Below are 22,103 nucleotides of genomic sequence, written 5' to 3'. Positions count from 1 at the left end.
ACTGGCGTCGTACGTGTGGCTGTTGCTGCCCTTGCTCACGTCCGACATGGACAATCTTCCTCCCAAGGGTGCGATCGGCATCCTTTGCCTTCTGGCGGTCTGCTGCCCTGTGCTCGCAGAGGTCCTTGAAGTGCGTCGGAAGACACGCCTCGGGGAGAGGGGGACATCGGAGCCGAGCCGGCCCCGGGCGGCGGCGGACAGCCCGACATGGCGACCTGAGGGGCCAGTTGGACAGCGCGTTTTCTCCAGCCGAGGAGCAGACACCGTGCCCGCAGCCCATGGTGCGTACTCCGAAGAGCTGTTCATCCCCGCCGAGGGGGCGCGCCGAGGTGGGGTCTACCTGCTGGTGACGCTCGCGTGTGTGCTCGGCCTGGTGGTTCTCGAAGCGCTCACCATATTCGTGCTGATCGGGAGTGAAGGCGTAGGGCGGATGGGCCTGATCGGTGTCGTTGTGTGCCTCGGCCCGCCCTTGTTCTTCGCAGGGGCGTTCCTGCTGCCGATGGCGGTGCTCATGCGGCTGCTCCCGGGCATGCGCATCGACGCGACCGGCGTGACCAGGGTGTGGCGCAAGCGTAGTCAGACCATTGGCTGGGCCGACATCGACCAGGTCCGGTTCAACAGTCGGCGGAGCTACCTGATGATCGTGCTGAAGCCGGGTGTGAACCCCGGGAAGCCGAACGACGGCGGTGGACCGCGCGCGGTTCTCCACTCGCTCGGGCACGCCGTCTGGCGCCGCCGCAGGCCCGGCCGGGCCGAGCTGATCATCGAGGCTGTCGAGCGCTTCGCCCCGGGTACGTACATCCCCGGCCAGTGGCCCGTGGGCAACCAGGGCCGCGCGCGGGACGGGCGCTTCGGCGTAGCGGAGCGGACGCGCAGGGCGCCGTGACCGCACGGCCGGCACCGGATGGGCTGCCGGAGTCCATCACGGCCGCTACGGACTGGCAGCGCAGGCAGGGCCCGGAAGCCATCGGAGGCGCCGTGGTCGATGCCTACGGAGTGGCCATGAGCGAACAGATGTCGGGATGGGTCCTAGCCTTGGAGCGGAGCGACTGGCAGGCCAAGGCCGACCGTCTCGACGGACCGATCGGTCAGCTCGGCCCTTCGTCTGTTCCCGCGACCGACAACAGCGCCTTCCCGGGAGGTAAGTGGCCGTCCGCGACTGTTTGATGCGGGTGCGGCGCTGTCGAATTGGTTTCGCAAGCTCGGCAGTGCTTGATGATGCCGGGAGGCAGGTTCTCTGAAAGACAGGTGATGGTTTCGCATGTACTGGATTCGAGTACCGCTTTGGTGTGCCTCCCTGGCCTGCTTGTATGTGGTGTTCGCTGTTCGGCCTCATAGTCTGCCGCTGACGATCCTTCTTTACGCCCTTTTCGTTCTCCTTCCGAGCTTGGGCGAGGGATACGCGCAGCGGCGGCGCCAGAAGGACTGGTACGGAAAATTCGGGTCCATCGACGCATTGCGGTCGATCGTGACGGACGAGGCGGAACTTCGTCGGATCCGTGATGAAAAGGGGTTGCTGGTGGCTGCCCGCCGGTTCAGGCGCCAATTTCCTCGGTGTCCCTTGCCCGAGGCCCTGAAGCTGGTTCAGTCGCTGTGACCACTCCCGCCCACCCCCTCGGCGTCGCGATCGTGACGTTGGGTTGTGCCCATCTCGGAACTGGGCGCGTGGACTTCTCGGATCAACAGGCAGGTGGGCCTCATGTACGTGTGGCGGATGGCTCTCTGGACCGCTGCGAGCGCAGCCGCCGGAGCGGCGATGCTTCTCTTCCACGGAGCGGACACCGGTTCGTCGGTGCTGCCGTTCCTGCTCTGTCTCGTGCTGGCCTTCGTGTTCGTGCTAGCCGCTGAGCTCTATGCGACTGGCCGCAAGCGACGCGAAGCGAGGAAGAACTTTATCCAGAAGTTCGGATCGGTCGACGAGTTGAGGCAGGCCGTCGATGGACCGGGGCTCCGGCGTATGCGTGATGAGGATGGGCTGCTGAGCGCCGTGCGCGAGATCAGGCGCCAGTATCCAGGGATACCGATCGACATGGCCACGACCCTGGTCAGGGAGTCGTGAGCCCGCGAGCTGTGGGTACGCACACCGTAGAACGGCCCTGTCCGATGTGGCCCACGCCGAGCGACGGGTGGCGTTGCTTTACATGCCCAAGCACGCTCCGTTCGCCGCGAGTTGTGCGATCTGTGCGCGCCGCACGATGCTCGATGAAGGGAACACCCTACCTGTTGCTCGTGCTGAAACCGGGTGTGAACCCCGGGAAGCCGAACGACGGCGGTGGGCCGCGCGCGGTTCTCCACTCGCTCGGGCACGCCGTCTGGCGCCGCTGGAGGCCAGGTCAGGCCGACCTGATCATCGAGGCGGTCGAGCGCTATGCCCCGGGTACGTACGTCGCCGGGCCCTGGCCCGTGGGCAACAAGGGCCGCGCGCGCGGGACGGGCGCTCCGGCGTAACGGAGCGGCCGCCCGGGCGCGGCCCGCGCGTCACCCCTCCTCCGGCTCCAGCCACCCCGTCTGGATCAGCGCCGGGTTGCCCCGGCGGGCGACGAACATGCCCCGGCCGGGCGGCAGCGGGCGGCCCTTCACGGTGCCGAGGAGTTCGCCCTCGTTGGGGTGGCCGGACAGGACCACGCCCTGCGCGCCCAGCTCCTTGAAGCGCTGCATGAACGGTTCGTACGAGGAGCGGCCGGCGCCCGCGCTGCTGCGGGCGATGATGAAGTTGACGCCGGTGTCCCGGGCGAACGGCAGGTTGTCCACCAGCTGGGCCAGCGGGTTGGCGGAGGACGTGGCGACCAGGTCGTAGTCGTCCACGATGATGAACGCCCGGGGACCGCGCCACCAACTGCGGTTGCGCAGCTGCTGCGGGGTCACGTCCGGCCCCGGGGTGCGGCTGCTGATGAGGGTGTTCATGTCGCCCAGGTACGACTCGAACGCGTTCTGCGTCGTCGCGTAGCCGACCAGGTACGGTTCGGGCACGACCTCCAGCAGGCTGCGCCGGTAGTCACCGACGCAGATCAGGGCCTCCTGCGGGGTGTAGCGGGCGGTGATCTGCTTGATGAGCAGCCGCAGCAGGGCCGTCTTCCCGGACTCCGACTCGCCGAACACCGCGAACAGCGGGTCGGTGTCGAAGTCGACGTACACCGGCGCGAGGTTCATCTCGTCGATGCCGATCGCGATGCCGCCGCGCGTGGCGTCGGGCCCGCTCGGCAGCTCCCGCGCCGACAGCATCCTGGGCAGCATCCGGACGGCCGGGGCGTGCGGGCCCGGCCAGTTGTCGGTCGTGGCCTTGACGAAGGCGGCGGTGGCCTCGGACAGGTCGTCGCCGCCCCCGCCCGCCGAGTCGTCGATGCGCGGCAGGGCGCCCATGAAGTGCAGCCTCTCCGCCGTCAGACCGCGGCCCGGGGTGCCGACGGGGACGTTCTTGGCGACCTTGCGGTCCAGCTCGGAGTCGGCCGGGTCGCCGAGGCGCAGCTCCAGGCGGTTGAGCAGTTGGTCCTTGAGCGCGGCGCGCATCTCCATGTACCGGGAGACGGTGGCGACCAGGTGGACGCCGAGGCCGAGGCCGCGGGCGGCGATGTCGGCGACGACGGGCTCCAGGAACTCGTAGTCCGTCTTGAAGGACTGCCAGCCGTCGATGACCAGGAAGACGTCGCCCCACGGCTCGCCCGGCAGCCGGCCGGCCGCGCGCAGCCGGCGGTAGGTGGCGATCGAGTCGATGTTGTTGTCCCGGAAGAACGCCTCGCGCCGGTTGAGGATGCCGGCGACCTCGGCGACCGTACGGCGGATCTTCTCCGGGTCGAGCCGGGAGGCGACCCCGCCGACGTGCGGCAGGCCGTCGATGGCTGACATGCCGCCGCCGCCGAAGTCCATTGCGTAGAACTGCACTTCGTGCGGGGTGTGGGTGAGGGCGAAGGAGCCGATGAGGGCCCGCAGGAGGGTGGACTTTCCGGAGCGCGGGCCGCCCACGATCAGCATGTGGCCGGCGGCGCCGGAGAAGTCCCGGACCAGGGTGTCGCGGCGCTGCTCGAACGGCTTGTCCACCAGGCCGAAGGGGACGACGAGCGCGCCGTTGCGCTGGTACTCGGGCGCGTGCAGGCCGCGTTCGGGCGTGACCGCGAGCGGCGGCAGCATCTGGTCGAGCGAGGGCGCTTCGGTGAGCGGCGGCAGCCAGACCTGGTGGGCGAGGGGCCCCTGGCCCTCCAGACGGCGGGCGATGACGTCGAGGACGGTGTCCGCGAGCGCGTCGGGCGTGGCCTGGCCTGGCACGAAGGGGACGTTCGGCTCGGGCTCGGGGTAGTGGACCGCGACCGGGGCGGCGGTGAACAGGACGGGGCGGCGGTCGATGGCCGGTTCGCCGTTGCCGGAGACCGGCGCCACCCCGGGCCGGTAGGTCCCGGACACGTAGGCGGCCTTGAAGCGGGTCATCCCCTCGGTGCCGAACTTCAGGAACCCGGAGCCGGGCACCGACGGCAGGTGGTAGGCGTCGGGCACGCCCAGGGCGGTACGGGACTCGGCGGCGGAGAAGGTCCGCAGACCGATCCGGTAGGAGAGGTAGGTGTCCAGGCCGCGCAGGCGGCCCTCCTCCAGGCGCTGCGAGGCCAGCAGCAGGTGCACGCCCAGGGACCGGCCGATGCGGCCGATCTGGATGAACATGTCGATGAAGTCGGGCTTGGCGGAGAGGAGTTCGCTGAACTCGTCGATCACCAGGACCAGCGAGGCCAGCGGCTCCAGCGGGGCCCCGGCGGCGCGCGCCTTCTCGTAGTCGGTGAGGTTGGCGTAGTTGCCCGCCGACCGCAGCAGCTCCTGGCGGCGCTGGAGCTCACCGGTGATGGAGTCCCGCATGCGGTCGACCAGGGTGAGGTCGTCCGCCAGGTTGGTGATGACCGCGGCGACGTGCGGGAGCTCGGACATCCCGGCGAAGGTGGCGCCGCCCTTGAAGTCGGCCAGGACGAAGTTGAGGGTTTCGGAGGAGTGCGTGACGGCGAGGCCCAGCACCAGGGTGCGCAGCAGTTCCGACTTGCCGGAACCGGTCGCCCCCACGCACAGCCCGTGCGGGCCCATGCCCTCCTGCGCGGCCTCCTTGAGGTCGAGCATGACGGGGGCGCCGTCCTCGCCGACGCCGATCGGGACCCGCAGCCGGTCGGCCGTCGAACGCGGCCGCCACACGGTGCTGGTGTCGACCGCGGCGGGGTCGCCGATGCCCAGCAGGTCCGTGAAGTCCAGGTTGGCGAGCAGCGGTTCGTCGTCCTCCGCGCCGCTGCCCATCCGGAACGGGGCGAGCTGGCGGCCCAGGGCCTCCGCGTTCTCGACCGGCAGGAGGTCGGGCGTGCCGTGGTAGGAGACGCCGGCCGACTCCAGCCGCAGCCGGCCCGGCCGCACGGCGATGTGCAGCCCGCCGCGCGGCTCGTCCAGCTCCTCCGGGACGACCTCCACGACGGTGACGCCCTGCAGCCCCTCCGCGGAGGCGAACAGCGAGTCCTGGGGCACGACACCGCCGTCCAGCACGAGGACCACGTGCGGCTGGTCCAGGAGCGGTGTGCCCCCGCGGTTGAAGCGGGAGCGGCCGTCCAGGGTGCTGTGGAGCAGCGCCTCGACCTCGGTCAGGTCGTCGCTGAACAGCCGTTTGGTGCCGGCCCCGTCGGACGAGCCGGGGACCTGGGTGTGCGGGAGCCACTTCGTCCAGTCCCACTGGTCCGTCACGTCCGTGGACGCCACGACCGCGACCACCAGGTCCTCGGGGGAGTGCAGCGCGACCAGTCCGGCGACCAGCGCGCGTGCGGAGCCGCGTACGGACACCGGGTCGCCGGAGACCACGACGTGGTAGAAGGCGCGAAGGGACACCGCCATCGGGAGCCGTTCCAGCGAACCGTGGATCGCCAGGAACCGGTGCATGGCACCGGCCGACAGCGGTTCCAGCTCCTCCACGGGTGCGGTGGTCGGCGCGACCAGCGGGGTCCACAGCTGCTGCGGGCCCAGGCCGACGCGGACCTGCCCGAAGTCGTCGTCGGCGATCCGCCGCTCCCACAGCCGCTCGCCCTCGGCGACCAGCGACCACAGCTGGTCCGGGTCCGGGTGCAGGTAGAACTGCGCGTCCCGCTGGGCGCGCGCGGTGCGGCGCACCTTGCGCCGGGTCTGCGCGAGGTACTTCAGGTAGTCGCGGCGCCCCTCCGCGGCCTCGCCCTGGGTGCCCTTGCGGTACCGCATCATCTGGGCCACGGCCATCGCGACCGTGGACAGCAGCATCATGACGCCCATGATCTTCATGAACGGCTGGGAGCCGGGCATGAAGAAGAACACCACCGAGGAGCCCATGCCGAGCATCGGCAGGAGCTGCATGGCCATGCCCTCCTGCTGTCCGCGCGGCAGTTCAGGAGGCGATTCGAGGCGCAGCTCCGTCGCGGACGTCTCGGGCGGCAGCGCGCGGGGCGGGCGCTTGACGACGATCTGGGTCACCGGCGAATCAGTCCCTCGATGCGGCCCGGAGAGTTGTGGGCCGGCACCCCCGTGGCAGCGACCTACCTCCGCGCGCCGATCATCCTAATGTAGGCACGGAAGGGGTCCCCGATAGGGTGACGCCCTGCGGCCGTAGGACGGGACTATGCCGACACGGCCGGACCCAGGAGCGCGGCGTGCAGCGAACGAGGGGACCCCACAGGTGAGTTCGACCCTGACAACCACCGGCTTTTGCCGCATAACGGTCGTGGCGCCGGACAGCCGCATCGACGTCGCCCTGCCGGACGACGTCGCCGTCGCCGATCTCCTCCCGGAGATCCTGCGGCTGACCGGCCAGGAAACACCCCCGGGAGCACCCCCCGGCTACCACCTGACCCGCCGCGACAACACCGTCCTGGACGCCACCCACACACTCGGCGTCCAGCGCGTCCTGGACGGTGACGTGCTGCGGCTGCGGCCCTTCACCGAATCGCTCCCGCCGGCCGTCTTCGACGACGTCGCCGACGCGGTCGCCTCCGCCGTCCGCCGCGACCGCGCCCTGTGGAGCGACCAGCTGCTCGGCGTCGCCGGCCTCTTCGGCGGGGCGCTCCTGCTCGTCCTCATGGGCTTCGTGGTCTGGTTCGCCGACCCGGTCCGGCACGACATGCACGGACTGCCGGGCATCGTCGCCGCCGCCGCAGGCATCCTGCTCGCCGCGCTCTGCGGTGTCCGCGCACGGCGCTACGCCGACCGGGCCTCCGCCGTCGCGCTCGGCCTCGCGGCCCTGCCGCACGTGATGATCGCCGGATCCGGCGTCCTCGCCCTCGACCCGGGCACCGGGATCGGACGCCTCCAGTTCATGCTGGGCTGCGCCGCGGTGCTCCTCGTCTCCGCCGGGCTCGTCGTCGCGATGCCGACCGGCGACGCCCCGTTCGTCGCCGTCGTCTTCGCCTCGGCGGTCGGCACCCTCGCCACGTTCCTGTCGATCGTCACCGAGGCCCGCCCCCGCGACACGGCCGCCGTCTGCGCGGTCGTCGCCATCGCCGCCATCGCCTTCCTGCCCGGGCTCTCCGCACGGGTGGCCCAGCTGCCGATCGGCTACGCCGCCCCGCGCCCCACGACGGACGCCGACCTCGACCGCGATCCCGGCCTCGGCGACCCCGACCCCGTCGACACCGAACGCATCGCGGCCCAGGCCCGGCGCGGGCACGAACTGCTGCTCGGCCTCGTCGGAGGCTGCTGCGTCGTGGTCGTCGCCTCGGCCGCCGTCCTGGGCTTCTCCTCCGACGTCTGGGGCCAGACCCTCGCCCTGGTCGCCGGACTGGCCATGCTGCTGCGCGCCCGGCTCTTCCGCTACACCTCCCAGGTCGCCGCCGTGCTGAGCGCGGGCATCGCCGCCCTGGGCCTGCTGGTGCTCGGGCTGGCCCTCAACCCGCCGGCCGACGCCGTCGTCAAGCTCCTCACCGAGCACGACCGGGGACCGCTCGACATCCGTACGCTGTGGCTCGCCGCTGCCGTCACGGCCGGCGCCGCCCTGCTCACCGGCATCGCGCTGATCGTCCCCAAGAAGGGCCTCTCCCCCTTCTGGGGCCGGCTCTCCGACCTGGCCGAGGTGCTGCTCCTGCTCGCCCTCGTCCCGCTCTGCCTGGCCGTCCTCGACGTGTACTCCAAGGCACGCGGCATGACCAGCTGAGCGGCCGCCCTCAGCGGAAGGCGTCGTGGTCGGCCAGGACCGCGTCGATCACGCGCCTTTCGCGCGCCGCCCGCACCGGGTCCGACCCGGCGTCCCCCGTCAGGTTCAGCAGCGCCTTCCACAGCGCCCAGCCCCGGGCCCGCGCCCAGGTCCCGGCGTCCTGGCCGACCGCGCCCCAAAACGCCTCCCGGCTCGCGCCGTCGAACATGCCCCAGGCGATCACCAGATCACAGGCCGGGTCGCCGACCCCCGAGGTGCCGAAGTCGATGACGGCCGACAGCTCGCCGCCGTCGACCAGCAGGTTGCCGGGGGCGATGTCCCCGTGGAACCACACCGGCGCCCCGCGCCACTCGGAGGCGAGCGCCGCCTCCCAGACCGCCCGCGCCCGGCCCGTGTCGACAAGCCCCTCCAGCGCGGCCAGGCAGCGCCGGGTCTCCTCGTCGTAGTAAGCGGGCGAGGCACCCCGGTACCAGCTGTGCGCACCGGCCGCCGGACCGCCGGCCGCATCGCAGCGCTGGAGGGCGCGGACGAACTCCGCCACCGAGACCGCGAACCGGGACAGGTCCCCGATCCGGCCGCGCGCCGCCGTCTCGCCCGGGAGCCAGCGCCGGACCGACCAGGGGAACGGGTAGCCCTCACCCGGTTCGCCCAGGGCCAGCACCGGGGGCACCGGCACGGGCAGCGAGGGGGCCAGCCTCGGCAGCCAGTGGTGCTCCTTCTCCACGGCGGGCACGTACCCGGCGGCGGTGGGCAGCCGGACCGTCATGGCGTCGCCGAGGCGGTAGGTCCGGTTGTCCCAGCCGTCGATCTCGACCGGGACCACGGGCAGGCGGCTCCACTGCGGGAACTGAGCGGCGAGCAGACGCTTCACCAGGGCGGCGTCGATACCGGCGCGGCCGTCGGGGCGGGGTGAGGGCATCGGGCGATCATCGTGCCGATGACCGGCCGCCGCAACGGAATTCGAAGCCCGCTCGGAGCCGTACAAACCGTTCATGCCGCTCGGCCGACGCACCCGTTCGATTACAGTGCTGCGCAGTTACCGCGCAGTCGCACAGAGGAACGAGTCACGGCGGACGGGGAGGTGCGCGTGAGCACAGGAGCCACAGCCGTCTGGGGCCGTGCCGAGCAACAGGACTTCCGCAGCCGGGTACGCGGTGCCCTGCTCGGCGGCGCCCTCGGTGACGCACTCGGGGCCGGCGTCAGCACCCTCTCGCTGGAGGAGATCCGCGCCGCCCACGGGCCCGACGCCGTCACCGGCTTCGTCCCCGCCCACGGCGCACGCGGCACCGTCACCGCCGCCACCCAGCTCACCCTGTTCACCGTCGACGGACTCATCCGCGCCCAGGTCCGACGCGACACCGGTGCCTGGCACCCGCCCACCGACGTGCACCGCGCCCACCTGCGCTGGGCCGCCACCCAGCACGACTGGGGGCCCGACGAACGCCGCAAGGACAACGGCTGGCTCGCCGCACAGGAATGGCTCTACGCCCGCCGCGCCCCGACCCGGGAATGCCTGGGCGGCCTCGGCGACGACATCATGGGCACCCTGGACCGCCCCAAGAACCCCGCCGCGCACGACGCGGCCGCCGCCACCCGCTCCGCGCCCTTCGGACTGCTCGTCGGCTGGGAACCGCACCTCGTGCTCCAGCTCGCCGTCGAGTGCGCCGCGCACACCCACGGCCACCCCACCGCCCTGCTCTCCGCCGGCGCCTTCGCCGTCCTCGTGCACGGGCTGGCCCGCGGCGAGACCCTGGACGGCTCCGTGCAGCACGCGCTCGGGCTGCTCGCCGAACGCCCGGGCCACGAACCCGTCACCGAGGCGCTGCGCCAGGCCCTCGGCACCGTACGCCAGGGCATTCCCGGCCCCGCGCTGGTGGAGTCCCTGGGCGCGACCGGGTCGGCCGACGAGGTGTTGGCGGCGGCGGTCTACTGCGCCCTGGTCGGGGAGGACGTGCGGCACGGGCTGCGGCTGGCCGTGAACCACGGGGGCCCGTCCTCGGCCACGGGGGCGCTGTGCGGGGCGCTGCTCGGCGCGATGCACGGCGAGACCGCGCTGCCGCCGGGCTGGGTCGCCGAGCTGGAGGGGCGGGCCACCCTCCTCGAACTCGCCGACGACTTCGCCATGGAGACGACCCAGGGGCCCGCCCTGCACAGCCCGGCCACCGCGGCCCCGGGCTGGCTGGCCCGCTACCCGCGCGGCTGAGGGGACCTACTCCTTGGCGCCCTCCGTCACCGCCGCCTCCCCGCGGCCGCCCTGGGCCGGTACGGCCGCACCGGCCTCCGGGCCGCCGCCGTCCGAGTTGATCCGCTCGATGAGCGCGTCCCGCTCCGGGGTGTCCTCGGGTTTGACGAAGCCGATGACGATGTAGAGCACCAGCGAGATCGCCAGCGGCAGCGCCACCTGGTACTGGAGCGCGACACCGTTCTTGACCGAACCGTCCAGGTCGTAGTTGGTGAAGTAGAACGCCAGCAGCCCCGCCGCCCAGCTGATGAGCGCAGCCGTCGGCCCCGACCTGCGGAAGCGCCGCAGCAGACCCAGCATGAACGGGATCGCGATCGGGCCCATGAGACCCGCGACCCACTTGATGACGACGGAGATGATGTCCTTGAACGCCGGCGAGTTGATCTGGGTCGCCAGCGCCATGGACAGGGCGAGGAAGCCCAGCGTGGACAGGCGCGCGGCCAGCAGCCCGGCCCGGCTGCTCCAGTCGCGGGCGGCCTTGGAGAACACCGGGACGATGTCCCGGGTGAAGACGGCCGAGATGGCGTTGGCGTCCGATGAGCACATGGCCATCGTGTGCGAGAAGAAGCCGACGACGACCAGGCCCAGCAGGCCGTGCGGCAGCAGCTGTTCGGTCATCAGCGCGTAGCTGTCCGAGGCGTCCGGCTTCTGCGCGTCGACGAGCAGCGGGGCGCACCACATCGGGAAGAACAGGACCGTTGGCCACACCAGCCACAGGATGGCGGAGAGCCGCGCCGAACGGGTCGCGGATGCGGCGGAGTCCGTGGCCATGTAGCGCTGGGCCTGGTTCCACATGCCGCCGTTGTACTCGAAGGTCTTGATGAACAGGTACGCCAGCAGGAAGGTCACGGTGTACGGGCCGGCCGTCGGGTCCGCGTGGCCCTCGGGCAGCTTGTCCCAGACCGTCCACAGGGTGCTGAAGCCGTCCAGTTCGTGCATGGCGGTGATGAGCATCGCGAGGCCGGCGAACAGCTGGATGACGAACTGCCCCAGCTCGGTGAGCGCGTCCGCCCACAGCCCGCCGACCGTGCAGTAGACGGCCGTGATGATCCCGGTGATGAAGATGCCCTGGGTGAGGGTGATACCGGTGAAGACGGAGAGCAGGGTGGCGATGGCCGCCCACTTGGCGCCGACGTCCACGATCTTCAGCAGCAGCCCGGACCAGGCGAGCGCCTGCTGGGCCGGGATGTTGTAGCGGTTCTTCAGGTATTCGAGCGGTGAGGCGACGTACAGCCGTGAGCGCAGCCGGTTGAGCCGGGGCGCGAAGAGCTTGGCGCCGATCCCGATGCCGATGGCGATCGGCAGCGACCAGGTCACGAAGGACGTGACGCCGTACTGGTAGGCGATGCCCGCGTAGCCGGTGAACATCACCGCGCTGTAGCCCGACATGTGGTGCGAGATGCCGGACAGCCACCACGGCATCCGGCCGCCGGCCGTGAAGAAGTCGCTGACGTCGTCCACACGCTTGTGGGACCAGAGCCCGATCGCGATCATCACGCCGAAGTAGCCGATGAGCACGACCCAGTCGAGACTGTTCATGTGTCCCCTCCCGGGGTCCGCCTTGTGAACGGGTGCGCACTTCGTCGGTACGGCCGCGCTCAGCGGTGTCCCCGTGCGGGAGCGGGGACTTGGGGATTGAACCGTCTGCCCGGTGCCCCGGTCAAGGACTCCATCGGTCAGAGATGTGAACGCAGGTCAGCAAGACGAACGATTTTGCCGGTTCTTGACGCACGGAAGCGTTGTCGTGAACGTGACGGCGGCCACACGATGAGCGGGCACTTCGTCAGGGCGTGCGTTCAGCCTGCGCGTACGGAGGAGACGCGAAAAGACCGCACGGGATGCGGGTCCCGTGCGGCCGGTGAGGAGGGGGACCGCCGAAGGGGCGGTGGGCCGGCGGTACGTCGGTCAGCGGCGCTGACCGGGGGCCGGCGGGGGTGGTGCGGTGAGCCCCCTCGGCCAGGACGGCGAGCCGGACGAGAGGGCTACCGAGGGCACCTGGAACGGTGCGGTGATGCGGCGTGAAGGAGGCATCGGTCAGGCGTTGACGGCACCCTCGGCCACATCGCGCACGAACGCGTTCCAGGCGCCGGGGATGAAGGTGATCGAGGGGCCCTCGGGCGCCTTCGAGTCACGCACGTCGATTGCCTGGACGAGAGGGGACTTGACTTCGACGCAGGCGCCGTTGCCCCCGGAATACGAAGACTTCGTCCAGCTTTCCGTAGCACCCTGACGAATGGCCATGTTCACTCCGGTTCAGAGAGTTGTGTGAGGCGCCAACGACGTTCCCGCTGGCGTGATCGACGCTACTCGCCAACTTCCTCCAGTGAAGGGGCCGTTCACTCGTCCGGGTGATGTGTACCGCGTAGACCTTCCGTGCGATGGCGGCGGCGGTGTACCGTGCCGCCGCCCCGCCCGTAACATCACTCATTTCTCGCATAACGGGCCTCGTCGCCCCGAGGGTTCAGGCGCCTCTGCGGCCGGATCTCATTCCGGGTTCAGCCGGGTGTACTCCTTTGCGATCCTCTCGATGAAATTGCGGGTCTGCTCCACGTTCAGCGCCTGTGCGCGCAGGTGTTCGTACATGACGCTGTACCGCTGGACGTCATTCGCCTTCTCCAGATAGAGATCGCTGGTGACGCCCTCGATGTAGACCACGCTCGAATCCGCCGCGTCCGGGAATTCCAGAATGGCGTACTGCCCGTTGATGCCCGGGTGCGCGCCCATCTCGAACGGCAGCACCTGCACGGTCACGTGCGGCAGGTGGGACAGCTCCACCAGGTGTTCCAGCTGCTCGACCATCACCTGCTTGCCGCCGACCAGCCGGCGCAGCGCGGACTCGTCGATCACCACCCAGAGCCGCAGCGGGTGTTCCGGGTCGGTGATCCGCTCCTGGCGCCGCGAGCGGACGCTCACCCGCTTGTCGATGTCGGACTGCGGCGCCTCCGGCAGGGCCCCGCTGATCACCGCCTCGGCGTAACTCCGGGTCTGCAGCAGGCCGGGGACCACCTGCGGCTCGTACACCCGGAGGGATTCCGCGTCGGTCTCCAGACCGATGTAGACGCTGTACGGGATGTCGCCGAAGGCGTGCCACCAGCCCTGCTGGCGGGAGTCCTTGGCCATCTGCATCAGCGAGTCCACGACGCGGTGGTCCGCGACCTCGTACACCCCGCAGAGGTCGCGCACATCGCGCTGGCTGATGGAGCGGCGGCCGTTCTCCAGGCGGCTGATCTTCGACTGCGAGACCAGCAGCCGCTCCGCCACCTCCTCGGCCGTCATGCCCTTGACCTCGCGCAGTCGGCGCAATTCCTGACCCAACCGGCGTCGCCTGACGGTGGGATTGACGTTGGACGGCACGGAAACGGCACCTCCGGCTATGTAGCTGTGCGTATCTACTGCTGAGCAGATTGCCACCCCTGCCCCCGGCCGCGCTGGGAAATGGCCACACGCAGCGGCGCGGGGCAGCCGGTGGTATCCGACTGCCCCGCGCCTGGTGCGGCTCCCGAACCGGGTCCCGAGGACGGCGGTGCGGCGGTATTCGGTTGTTGACGCGGCGGTGCGAGAACGGTGCGTCGTGATGCGAGCGGCGCGTGTGCGCGGTCCCTAATGGACCGCGGTCTGCGCCATGCTGCCGCGGCGTGACTGCGACTGCGCTTGCGGTTGCAACGGAACGCCGGCCGCCTGATTGCGGCGCGGCTGCGCGACCGCCCCGTTCTGGACGTCCATCACGGCGTGCGCCACGAGACCGCCCATCGGGTCGTGCCTGATCAGGTCCCGGAGCCGGGAGCGCGATGAACGCCCTTCGTTCCCGGGGTACAGGTGCTTGCCGAGTCCGACCGCGTGGGCCAGCGCGGCGAGCGCCGCGGTCCGCGGGTCCGGCGGTACGCCGGTGCGGATCGCACTGTCCAGCCTGGCTCTGATGTCCCGGCTGATCGCCGTGTCCGTCGCCTGGTAGCGAGTCGTCGGCAGCACTCCGCACATCTGGCCCGCCACGGCATGCACCATGCCGCACCGCTCCAGATGAGCGAGGTAAATCTGGCGGAGTCCCAGCCGGGGTCCGCCGATCCAGTGGACGGCCCGGACCGGGCTGCCGCGCCTGCGCAGCAGTTCCAGTGCGGAGTCCAGGGTCGGATCTCCTGTCGGCCGTGGCATCACCACGGCGATACGATCCCCGTCAGGGGCTATCCGTCCTGCCAGGGCCAGCTCTACTAGCTGGGCTCCGGCGAGGCCGAGGTCGAGCGACTGCGGCTGCGCTGTGGTACCCGTGGTCGGGTCCAGAGCGAGCAGCAGAAGCTCCTCCGGAATTGTTCTGCGGCTCCTGCCCATCCATGCCTCCCCGCGTGGATGAATGACAGGGTGACCCCTCTCACATCCGTCTGTCGAGGGTGCCTGGGGGCTTTGTACGGGAACCAGTAGGTATGTCGTTCTCGTCTAGCAGCCCGGCCAAGGGTTCACACGGGACACTGGTAGACGGTTCGGACAGCGCGGGGGTTCCCCGCGCCGCATGGAGGAGGCATCGGTGGCGGGCGAGTCCCCCGACAGGTCGAAGCAGCAGAAGTCGTCGGGAACGACTCGGACCGAGCGCGATCCGCGGCTCGACGTCTTCCGCGAACCCGCTACCGGGGGTGCCGAGGCCGCTGAGAGCGCTCCGAGCCCCGCTGAGGACGCGCAGGAGGCTCCGGAGACGGCTCAGGCCGCCCCGGACAGCTCTGAGGCCCCGGAGGCGGCAGGAGAGGCCGCGGAGCCCGCCGAGCCCGAGGAGGGCGACGCGCGACTCCGTGCGGCGGTGGCCGCGTGGGTGTCGAAGCCGGACGCCGACGGCGACGACGACGACGGTGACGAGGCCGACGGCGACGACACGGCGTCCGAGGAGCCTGTCGCCCGGGTGCCCCGGTCCCGCGAGGAAGCGGTTGCGGAGCCGGAGGCCGGGTCGGAGACCGAGTCGGAGGCCGACGCCCCGGCGAGGGCCGCGTCCGACGAGGACGACCAGGGCTCCGAGTCCGAGGGCGCGTCCGCCGATACGGCGACGCCGGTGGTGGCCCAGAGCGCGCCGGAGAGGACCGCTCCGGAGAAGGCCGCTCCGGAGAAGGCCGCTCCGGAGAAGACCGCTCCGGGGAAGCCGGCGGTCGACGAGGAGGAGCCGGAGAAGGCGGAGCCCGAGCCGGACGCGACCGCCGAGGAAGAGCCGGACGCCGCCGCGGAGGAGCCCGCCGCCGATTCCGGCGAGAAGGCCCCCGGGCCCGCCGCCGAAAAGCCGGAGGCGGCGGCCGACGAGCCTGAGGCCGACGAGCCGGACGCCGAAAAGCCGGAGACCGAGCGAGAGGCCCCCGAGCCCGCCGCCGCAAAGCCGGAGCCGGACGCCCCCAAGCCCGCCGCCCCCGAGCCCGCCGCCGAAAAGCCCGACGCCCCCGACCCCGGCGCCGCCCCCGACAAGGCACCCGTGGTCGATCAGCCGACCGCCGTCTTCAAGGCGCCCCGGCTGCCCCAGGTCGATCAGCCGACCACCGCGCTGAAGATCACCCGGTCACCCTCGGGCAAGCCCGAGCTCGCCTCCGAGCCGGAGTCCCTCACCGAGCGGACCAGCAGGTTCGTACCGCTGCGCACCGACGACGTACGGCCCGCGCCGCGCAAGCCCGATGGCCCCGCGCCGGAGCCCGGCGTACGGCCCGCCCCCGGGCGCCCCGCGCCCGCCTCGCTCAGTGGAGCCGAGCGGACCCGGCAGCAGCCGATGCCGCCCAAGCCGCCGCTCGACCTGCTCGCCGAGCTGACGAACACCCCGCCGCCGCCGGAGACCCCGGTCCGCACCGCGGTGCGCCGGGTCAAGATCTGGACGCCGCTGGTCCTGCTCCTGCTGATCGTGTTTGCGATCGTGCAGATGGTGCGCCCGCTGCCGGACCCGTCGCTCACGATGACGGCGAAGTCGACGTACAGCTTCCGGGGCGACACCCCGAAGCTGCCGTGGCCCGACCAGGGGCAGGGCTACATGGCGGCCACCGGCCTCGGCAAGGTCGACTCGTTCGGCGAGCAGAAGCCGGTGCCGATCGCGAGCGTCGCCAAGGCGATGACCGCCTACCTCGTGCTCAAGAGCCACCCGCTCAAGCGCGGCGAGGACGGCCCGGACATCAAGATCGACGCCAAGGCGGAGTCGGACGGCAAGCTCTACACCGAGGGCGAGTCCACGCTCAGCACGGTGAAGGAGGGCGACGTCCTCTCCGAGCGCGAGGCGCTGACCGCGATCATGATCCCCTCGGCGAACAACATCGCCCGGCTGCTCGCGCGCTGGGAGGCCGGCTCGGAGAAGGCGTTCGTCGCGAAGATGAACGCCACCGCCGACGAGCTGGGCATGAAGAACACCACGTACACCGACCCCTCCGGGCTCACCGCCTCCACGGTCAGCACGGCCGAGGACCTGGTGAAGCTCGGCGAGAAGCTCGTCGAGTTCCCGGCACTGATGGACATCACCAAGCTGCCGGAGTGGAAGGACCCCTCGGGCCACGTGTGGCGGAACTACAACACCCTCGTGCCGTTCGACGGCGCCCTGGGCATCAAGACCGGCTCCACCACCAAGGCGGGCGGCAACCTGCTCTTCGCCGCGCACAAGATGATCGACGGCACGGACCAGCTGATCGTCGGCGCGGTGCTGGGGCAGTACGACAAGGACTCGATCATCGACGAGGTGAACCGGGTCAGCAAGAAGGTGATGCTGGCCACGCAGGACCTGCTGGAGGGGTCCGGGATCGTCAAGAAGGGCGACGTGGTCGGCGTGGTGGACGACGGCATGGGCCACACCACGCCCGTCGTCGCGACGAAGGACGTGAAGGCGATCGGCTGGCCCGGCCTCACGGTCAAGCTGGAGCTGACCGACGACGGCAGGACCATCCCGCACGAGGCGGTGACCGGCACCCACGTGGGCACGCTCACCGTGGGCGAGGGCGCCAGCCAGGTCAAGGTGGCGGTCGCGCTCCAGAGCGACCTGGAGAAGCCGTCGACCGGGTCCAGGCTGACCCGCCTGGGCTGAGGGAACGGGGCGCCCCGCGGGCCTCACCGGCCCCGCGCGGGCGCCCCGGCACACCCCCCGACCGCCCCCGCACATCTCCCGACCGCCCCCGCTTCCGGCCCTGGCCGGGACCGCTTCCGGCCCCGGCCGGGACCGCCTTCCCGTACGCCGGAAGGCGCCGCGTGTTAGCGTCCCGGGGGCAACGCGTGGACCCTGGAACGCGTCTTCCGGCCCATGAGACCCGAGCAGGAAAGCCGGCGGAAACCACGCGTCCGGGGAGGGACGGGGAGAGACGCAGTGACCACTGCCGAGCCGACACGGGCGGACGACGAAGCCCCCGGCGCGGGCTCCGCCGTCGCCGGAGCCGAGGCGGGCGCAGGTGCCGGAGCGGCGTCCCGGTCCGCCGGTGGGAGCACCCCGGGCTCGCCGGGGGCCGGCCGGTTCAGCCGTCTCAAGGAGCAGTGCCTGCTCCACCCGGTCCTGCTGACGACCGCGGTCGCGGCCGCCGTCCACATCCTGTGGGTCTTCTTCTTCGCGAACAGCGGCGGCGACATCGCGGCCCAGGACGCCTGGGCCGAATTCGTCGGCCGGCACCCGGGCACCGCGTACAACCTCGCCTGGTACGGGGGCATGCACCCCGTCTCGTACAGCGTCGTCTCGCCGTATCTGATGTCGCTGCTCGGTGTGCGGACGACGATGATGATCGCCGGCACGGTCTCGGCCGGACTGACCTCGCTGATCCTGTACCGGGTGAAGGCGGTCCGCAATCCGCTGGCCTGCTCGATGGCGGGCGTCTTCGCGTACCTGTGCAACGCGCTGTCGGGCCGGGTGACGTTCGGGCTCGGCATGATGTTCGCGATCGGCGCGGCGGCGGCGGTGTTCTGCTGGCCCCACCGCTGGCGGTACAAGCGCTGGGCGAAGGCGGTCGTCGCCGCCCCCCTCGCCGGCCTCGCCACGGCCGGCAGCCCGGTGGCGGGCCTCTTCCTCGGAGTGGTCGCGGCCGCGCTCTTCCTGAACAAGCGGCGCCCGGGCGCGTACGCCCTGGGGCTCGCACCGGTCGTGGTGGTCGCGCTGTCCGCGTGGCTGTTCCCGTTCTCCGGCACGCAGCCGATGTCCGTCGCCACGCTGTCGGGGCCGTTCATCTTCGCGTGGCTCGTCTTCTTCCTCGTACCGCGCGACTGGAAGACGGTACGCACGGCGTCGGCCGTCTACGGCACCGGGACGCTGCTCACGTACGTCATCGACTCGCAGATCGGCTCGAACGTGTCGCGGATGGCGATGCTGTTCGCGGGCGTCGTGCTGCTGGCCGCGCTGCCGTACACCGCGCCCCGCACCCGCCGCTGGTACGCGCTGGTCCTCTCCTTCGCCGCGCTGAACTTCTGGATCGGCTTCAAGGGCGTGGACGACATCGTCAGGACCGCCCCCACCGCCTCCTGGACGCGCTCGCTGGCGCCCCTGGTCAACCAGCTCCAGAAGGTCGGTGCCGAGCGCGGCCGGGTCGAGGTGGTTCCCCCCAGCAGCCACCGCGAGGCGTCCGCGCTGCCGGCTTCGGTCAACCTGGCCAGGGGCTGGAACCGCCAGGCCGACATGAAGCGCAACCCGCTCTTCTACGACGACACCCTGGACGCCGTCAACTACCGCCAGTGGCTCGACCGCTGGGCCGTGCACTACGTGGTGCTCCCGCAGGGCGCCCCCGACTCCAGCGGTGCCCGGCGGGAGGCCGAACTGGTCGGCAAGGGGCTGCCGTACCTGAAGGCGATCTGGTCCAACGCCGACTGGCGGCTCTTCGCCGTCGACAGCCCGGTCCCGCTGGCCGATCCGCCGGCGACGGTGGAACGCGCGGACGAGGGGGAGCTGACCATCCACGTCAAGAAGGCGGGCCGGGTGCTGATCCGCATCCCCTATTCGCCCTGGCTCGCCGTCGTCGACGAGGAGGGCCACGGCCTGGAACGCCCGCAGGAGACCGAGGCGTCCAAGCAACGCGCGGACAAGGACACCGCGAAGAGCTTCGCCAACACCAACGGCTGCCTGATCAAGGTGGACGAGAACGAGAACGGCGACGAGTGGACGGAACTCCTGGCGCCCCGCCCCGGCACCTACCGCCTGGGCGCGCCGTACCAGCTCCCACCCGGCACCCCGTGCCCGGACGAACTGCGGTGACGGGCCCCGGCGGGTCGGTCGGCGGGACCGGGGCGACGGACTTGGGCGGCCCTCCGTACGCCGTGCGGGCCGCCTGGCGCAACACCACCCACGACTGCGCCGCCACGGTGGACCACGCCCACCTGGAGCTCATCCGCCGGGCCCCGGCACGTACGCCCCCGGCGGCGTCCGGCACCTGATCCTGGAGGCCCTCGCCTACGCGGCGGACGAGGCGGAGTGCACCGGCGGGGGCCGCGCCGTCGTCACGCCGCACACGGACGGCTCGGTCTCCGTCACGGACGACGGCCGGGGCACCGACACCCGCCTCACGCGGCACGGCCGCCCGGTGAAGAAGCCGGTCATGGCCACGAAGGACCTCCGCTTCTCCGACACCCCGGGAGCCGAGGCCCCCCGACGGCCGCCCGCGCCGGGGCGTGTCCGTGGCCGCCGCGCACCTGCTCCAACGCCCCGCCCCCTACTCCACTTCGATGCCGTAGTCCTGGACCAGTTCCTCCAGGCCGCCCGGGTATCCCTTGCCGCCGGTGACGAACTCCCAGTCGCCATTGGCGCGGCGGCGGAAGGAGCCCAGGACGAGAGCGGTCTCGCCGGGCCGGCCGTCGGAGACGTCCAACTGGTCGAGGGGGTCCCGCTCGGCGTCCAGCAGCCGGATACCGGCATCGGCGAAGCCGGACAGGTCGGCGTCCGGGTTGGCGACGGGATCGACGGCGGCGATGATGACGAGCCGGTCGGCGCGGGCCGGGAGGGCGTCGAAGTCGACCTGGATGGCGGCCTTGTCGGGGGCGACGGGGATGAGCTCGCGGACCGTGCCGTCGGGGGTGCGCGGGTTGTTGTAGAAGACGAAGTGGTCGTCGTCCAGGACCCGGTTGCCGTGGCAGACGAGGGCGCAGACGTCCAGGGCGACACCGCCCGACCAGTACATGCCCAGCACGTTGTGGTCGCCGCCGCGGCTCTCGCTCTCCGGTGCCGTCCGCTGGGCCGGTACCGGCTGCTGCTCGCCACTGCCCAGCCGCCCGCGCAACCCGTGCCGGTGCAGCAGATCGACGAGTTCCCCGCCCGCCACCAGCTCCAGCGGCTTGCCGTTGGCGAAGGTGTGCGAACCGGGACCGAACTTGGACGTGGTGACCAGGACGCCCTTGTTGGCGCCGGCGTCCTGGACCGTGCCGTACAGGTCGCGGACGGCCGTGGGCGGCACGGTGTTGCGGTAGCGCTTCACCTGGACGACGATCTTGCCGCCGCGGATCGGGGCCGGGTCCAGCGCGTCGACGTCGACGCCCCCGTCGTTCGAACGCTGCGTGGTCACGGCCTGCATGCCCATGGCCCGGAAGAGTTCGGCGACGAGCGCCTCGAAGGCCAGCGGGTCCATCGCGTACAGGTCCGGCTCCTCGTCGCCCCCGTGGGTGACGACGCCGTTGCCGACCTCCTCGGGCACCCGGCCGGGCCGCACCGGCGCGTACTGGTCGGGGCGCGCGGACAACTGCCCGCGCAACCCGTCCACCAGGCAGTTGACCGCGTTCACCTGCTCCAGGTGCAGTTCGGCGAAGGCCGCGCGCGAGGCCATGACCGTGCCGAGGAACATGGGCGCCCGCCGCCCGGTCGCCGGATCGTGGTCGTCCACGAACCCGTTCAGCGCGACCGACTCCAGCGCCCCGAACTCGTCGGCCGCGAAGAGGTCCCGCAGAACGAGAAGCAGACACTGGGCGAGGACGTCCCGGTACAGGGCCCGGCGCTGCGTGACCGGCCGCGGCGACTCCTTCTCCTCATCCGCGTTGATCATGTACCGCACGGACTTCGCCTCCGGCACGACGTCGTACTTCGGCAGCTCCCAGTTCAGCACCAGCTGCCGCGCCCCCGAGTCGTACGCCGCGGACACCTGGCGCGGCAGCTCGTCGGGCCAGCCGGTGGAGGCGTAGAGCGCGGCCGAGAAATACTCCACCGCCGCCTCGGCGTCCCCGTTGCGCAGCCCGGCCGTCATCTCCGCGATGCCCGCGTTGTGCCGCCGGATCTCGCCCAGCTGCGCGTCGGCCCACTGCTGGTACTGCCGCTGGTACGTGGCGAACTGCGCCTGCCGCTGCGCCTCCGCGGCCTGCGCCGCCTGCCAGTCCCGCTCGAACCTGGCCCGCGCCTCCGCCTCCGCCTGAGCCCGCCGCCCAGCGGTCCACCCGCCACCCTGCGCCCGGTACTGCTCCGGGTCCGGCATCCGCACGGGATGCGCCAGCGTCCCCGGCGCGAACGCCTCGACCCGCTCGGCCCGCATCAGCGCGGACGCCCGGAACGCCGGTGCCCGGCACCCGGCCGCGAGCAACCCCTGCAACGCCTCGACCCGCGCATCCAGCTCCCGCGTACGCCGCCGCGCCTCCGCCTCCCGCTGCTCCCGGTACGCCGCCTTCCGCTCCCGCTGACTCCGCGCAAGCTCCCGCTGATACGCCCGCTGGTCCCGCTCCTGATCCCGCTGATACCTGGCTTGCGCCTCACGTTGACGTTGCTGTTGGCGCTGCGCCTCGGCCCAGACCCCGACCAACCCATTGGAGCGACGACTCATCCCTCGCAGGCCCTCCCCACCAGGACGTCAGGTGCGCGTACGCACGGCG

At 71.5% G+C, this 22,103-nt stretch carries 16 protein-coding genes; 9 read left to right on the top strand and 7 right to left on the bottom strand.

What is annotated here, in order from left to right:
• The first annotated feature begins 265 nt into the window (after positions 1-265).
• The 4 genes from E6R18_RS09600 (at position 266) to E6R18_RS09580 (ending at position 2,448) form a co-directional block, all read left to right on the top strand.
• Positions 266-886: a PH domain-containing protein gene (locus E6R18_RS09600; protein WP_136316425.1), complete on the top strand. Its 621-nt coding sequence runs from the start codon at positions 266-268 to the stop codon at positions 884-886.
• Between the two features lie 501 nt (positions 887-1,387).
• Complete coding sequence (locus tag E6R18_RS09590; RefSeq protein WP_240799674.1) at positions 1,388-1,597, top strand: hypothetical protein; 210 nt, start codon at positions 1,388-1,390, stop codon at positions 1,595-1,597.
• A 102-nt stretch (positions 1,598-1,699) separates the two neighbouring features.
• Positions 1,700-2,059: a hypothetical protein gene (locus E6R18_RS09585; protein ID WP_136316424.1), complete on the top strand. Its 360-nt coding sequence runs from the start codon at positions 1,700-1,702 to the stop codon at positions 2,057-2,059.
• A gap of 143 nt (positions 2,060-2,202) precedes the next feature.
• On the top strand, positions 2,203-2,448 hold the full coding sequence (locus E6R18_RS09580) for a hypothetical protein (protein ID WP_136316423.1): 246 nt from the start codon (positions 2,203-2,205) through the stop codon (positions 2,446-2,448).
• 30 nt (positions 2,449-2,478) lie between these two features.
• On the opposite strand, the gene eccCa is transcribed toward E6R18_RS09580, so the two are convergent.
• A complete protein-coding gene (gene eccCa / locus E6R18_RS09575) occupies positions 2,479-6,447 on the bottom strand; it encodes a type VII secretion protein EccCa (protein WP_136316422.1) in 3,969 nt (1,322 codons plus the stop codon).
• A 202-nt stretch (positions 6,448-6,649) separates the two neighbouring features.
• On the opposite strand from eccCa, the gene eccD reads away from it, so the two are divergent.
• Entirely contained in the window at positions 6,650-8,119 is a 1,470-nt protein-coding gene (gene eccD, locus E6R18_RS09570; RefSeq protein ID WP_136316421.1) for a type VII secretion integral membrane protein EccD, read from the top strand.
• Between the two features lie 10 nt (positions 8,120-8,129).
• Here the strand turns inward: eccD and E6R18_RS09565 are convergent, their stop codons facing one another.
• Positions 8,130-9,038, bottom strand: coding sequence for an aminoglycoside phosphotransferase family protein (locus E6R18_RS09565; protein ID WP_136316420.1), 909 nt, complete (start codon positions 9,036-9,038; stop codon positions 8,130-8,132).
• 168 nt (positions 9,039-9,206) lie between these two features.
• On the opposite strand from E6R18_RS09565, the gene E6R18_RS09560 reads away from it, so the two are divergent.
• Entirely contained in the window at positions 9,207-10,322 is a 1,116-nt protein-coding gene (locus tag E6R18_RS09560) for an ADP-ribosylglycohydrolase family protein (protein WP_136316419.1), read from the top strand.
• Between the two features lie 6 nt (positions 10,323-10,328).
• Here the strand turns inward: E6R18_RS09560 and E6R18_RS09555 are convergent, their stop codons facing one another.
• From E6R18_RS09555 to E6R18_RS09540, 4 genes are all read right to left on the bottom strand, one after another.
• Complete coding sequence (locus E6R18_RS09555) at positions 10,329-11,900, bottom strand: sodium:solute symporter family protein (RefSeq protein ID WP_136316418.1); 1,572 nt, start codon at positions 11,898-11,900, stop codon at positions 10,329-10,331.
• Between the two features lie 495 nt (positions 11,901-12,395).
• A complete protein-coding gene (locus E6R18_RS09550) occupies positions 12,396-12,602 on the bottom strand; it encodes a DUF397 domain-containing protein (RefSeq protein ID WP_136316417.1) in 207 nt (68 codons plus the stop codon).
• A 243-nt stretch (positions 12,603-12,845) separates the two neighbouring features.
• Positions 12,846-13,715, bottom strand: coding sequence for a helix-turn-helix transcriptional regulator (locus E6R18_RS09545; RefSeq protein ID WP_136316416.1), 870 nt, complete (start codon positions 13,713-13,715; stop codon positions 12,846-12,848).
• A 246-nt stretch (positions 13,716-13,961) separates the two neighbouring features.
• Positions 13,962-14,684 (bottom strand): GPP34 family phosphoprotein, encoded by a 723-nt coding sequence (locus tag E6R18_RS09540; RefSeq protein WP_136316415.1) that lies wholly within the window; start codon positions 14,682-14,684, stop codon positions 13,962-13,964.
• 178 nt (positions 14,685-14,862) lie between these two features.
• Here E6R18_RS09540 and E6R18_RS09535 point away from each other — a divergent pair, with 178 nt between their 5' ends.
• The 3 genes from E6R18_RS09535 to E6R18_RS34785 all read left to right on the top strand — a co-directional run bounded on the left by E6R18_RS09535 (position 14,863) and on the right by E6R18_RS34785 (position 19,694).
• Positions 14,863-17,376 (top strand): serine hydrolase, encoded by a 2,514-nt coding sequence (locus E6R18_RS09535; protein ID WP_240799673.1) that lies wholly within the window; start codon positions 14,863-14,865, stop codon positions 17,374-17,376.
• Between the two features lie 276 nt (positions 17,377-17,652).
• A complete protein-coding gene (locus E6R18_RS09530) occupies positions 17,653-19,515 on the top strand; it encodes an MFS transporter (protein ID WP_240799672.1) in 1,863 nt (620 codons plus the stop codon).
• On the top strand, positions 19,494-19,694 hold the full coding sequence (locus E6R18_RS34785) for a hypothetical protein (protein WP_240799671.1): 201 nt from the start codon (positions 19,494-19,496) through the stop codon (positions 19,692-19,694). Before E6R18_RS09530 ends, E6R18_RS34785 begins: the two co-directional genes overlap by 22 nt.
• 275 nt (positions 19,695-19,969) lie before the next feature.
• Here the strand turns inward: E6R18_RS34785 and E6R18_RS09520 are convergent, their stop codons facing one another.
• Positions 19,970-22,054: a restriction endonuclease gene (locus tag E6R18_RS09520; protein WP_206308250.1), complete on the bottom strand. Its 2,085-nt coding sequence runs from the start codon at positions 22,052-22,054 to the stop codon at positions 19,970-19,972.
• Positions 22,055-22,103 lie beyond the last annotated feature (49 nt).

It is taken from the genome of Streptomyces sp. A1277 (genome assembly GCF_004795015.1).
In the GTDB taxonomy this organism is placed as follows: Bacteria; Actinomycetota; Actinomycetes; order Streptomycetales; family Streptomycetaceae; genus Streptomyces.
Note: the sequence above shows the minus strand (reverse complement) of the source record. Positions and strands in the feature narration are given on the sequence as shown.

Excerpts from the sequence above, each read along its gene's own strand:
- E6R18_RS09585 (WP_136316424.1), top strand. The coding sequence starts at position 1,700 with ATGTACGTGTGGCGGATGGCTCTCTGGACCGCTGCGAGCGCAGCCGCC.
- E6R18_RS09580 (WP_136316423.1), top strand. The coding sequence starts at position 2,203 with ATGAAGGGAACACCCTACCTGTTGCTCGTGCTGAAACCGGGTGTGAAC.
- E6R18_RS09565 (WP_136316420.1), bottom strand. The coding sequence starts at position 9,038 with ATGCCCTCACCCCGCCCCGACGGCCGCGCCGGTATCGACGCCGCCCTG.
- E6R18_RS09555 (WP_136316418.1), bottom strand. The coding sequence starts at position 11,900 with ATGAACAGTCTCGACTGGGTCGTGCTCATCGGCTACTTCGGCGTGATG.
- E6R18_RS09550 (WP_136316417.1), bottom strand. The coding sequence starts at position 12,602 with ATGGCCATTCGTCAGGGTGCTACGGAAAGCTGGACGAAGTCTTCGTAT.
- E6R18_RS09540 (WP_136316415.1), bottom strand. The coding sequence starts at position 14,684 with ATGGGCAGGAGCCGCAGAACAATTCCGGAGGAGCTTCTGCTGCTCGCT.
- E6R18_RS09535 (WP_240799673.1), top strand. The coding sequence starts at position 14,863 with ATGGAGGAGGCATCGGTGGCGGGCGAGTCCCCCGACAGGTCGAAGCAG.
- E6R18_RS09520 (WP_206308250.1), bottom strand. The coding sequence starts at position 22,054 with ATGAGTCGTCGCTCCAATGGGTTGGTCGGGGTCTGGGCCGAGGCGCAG.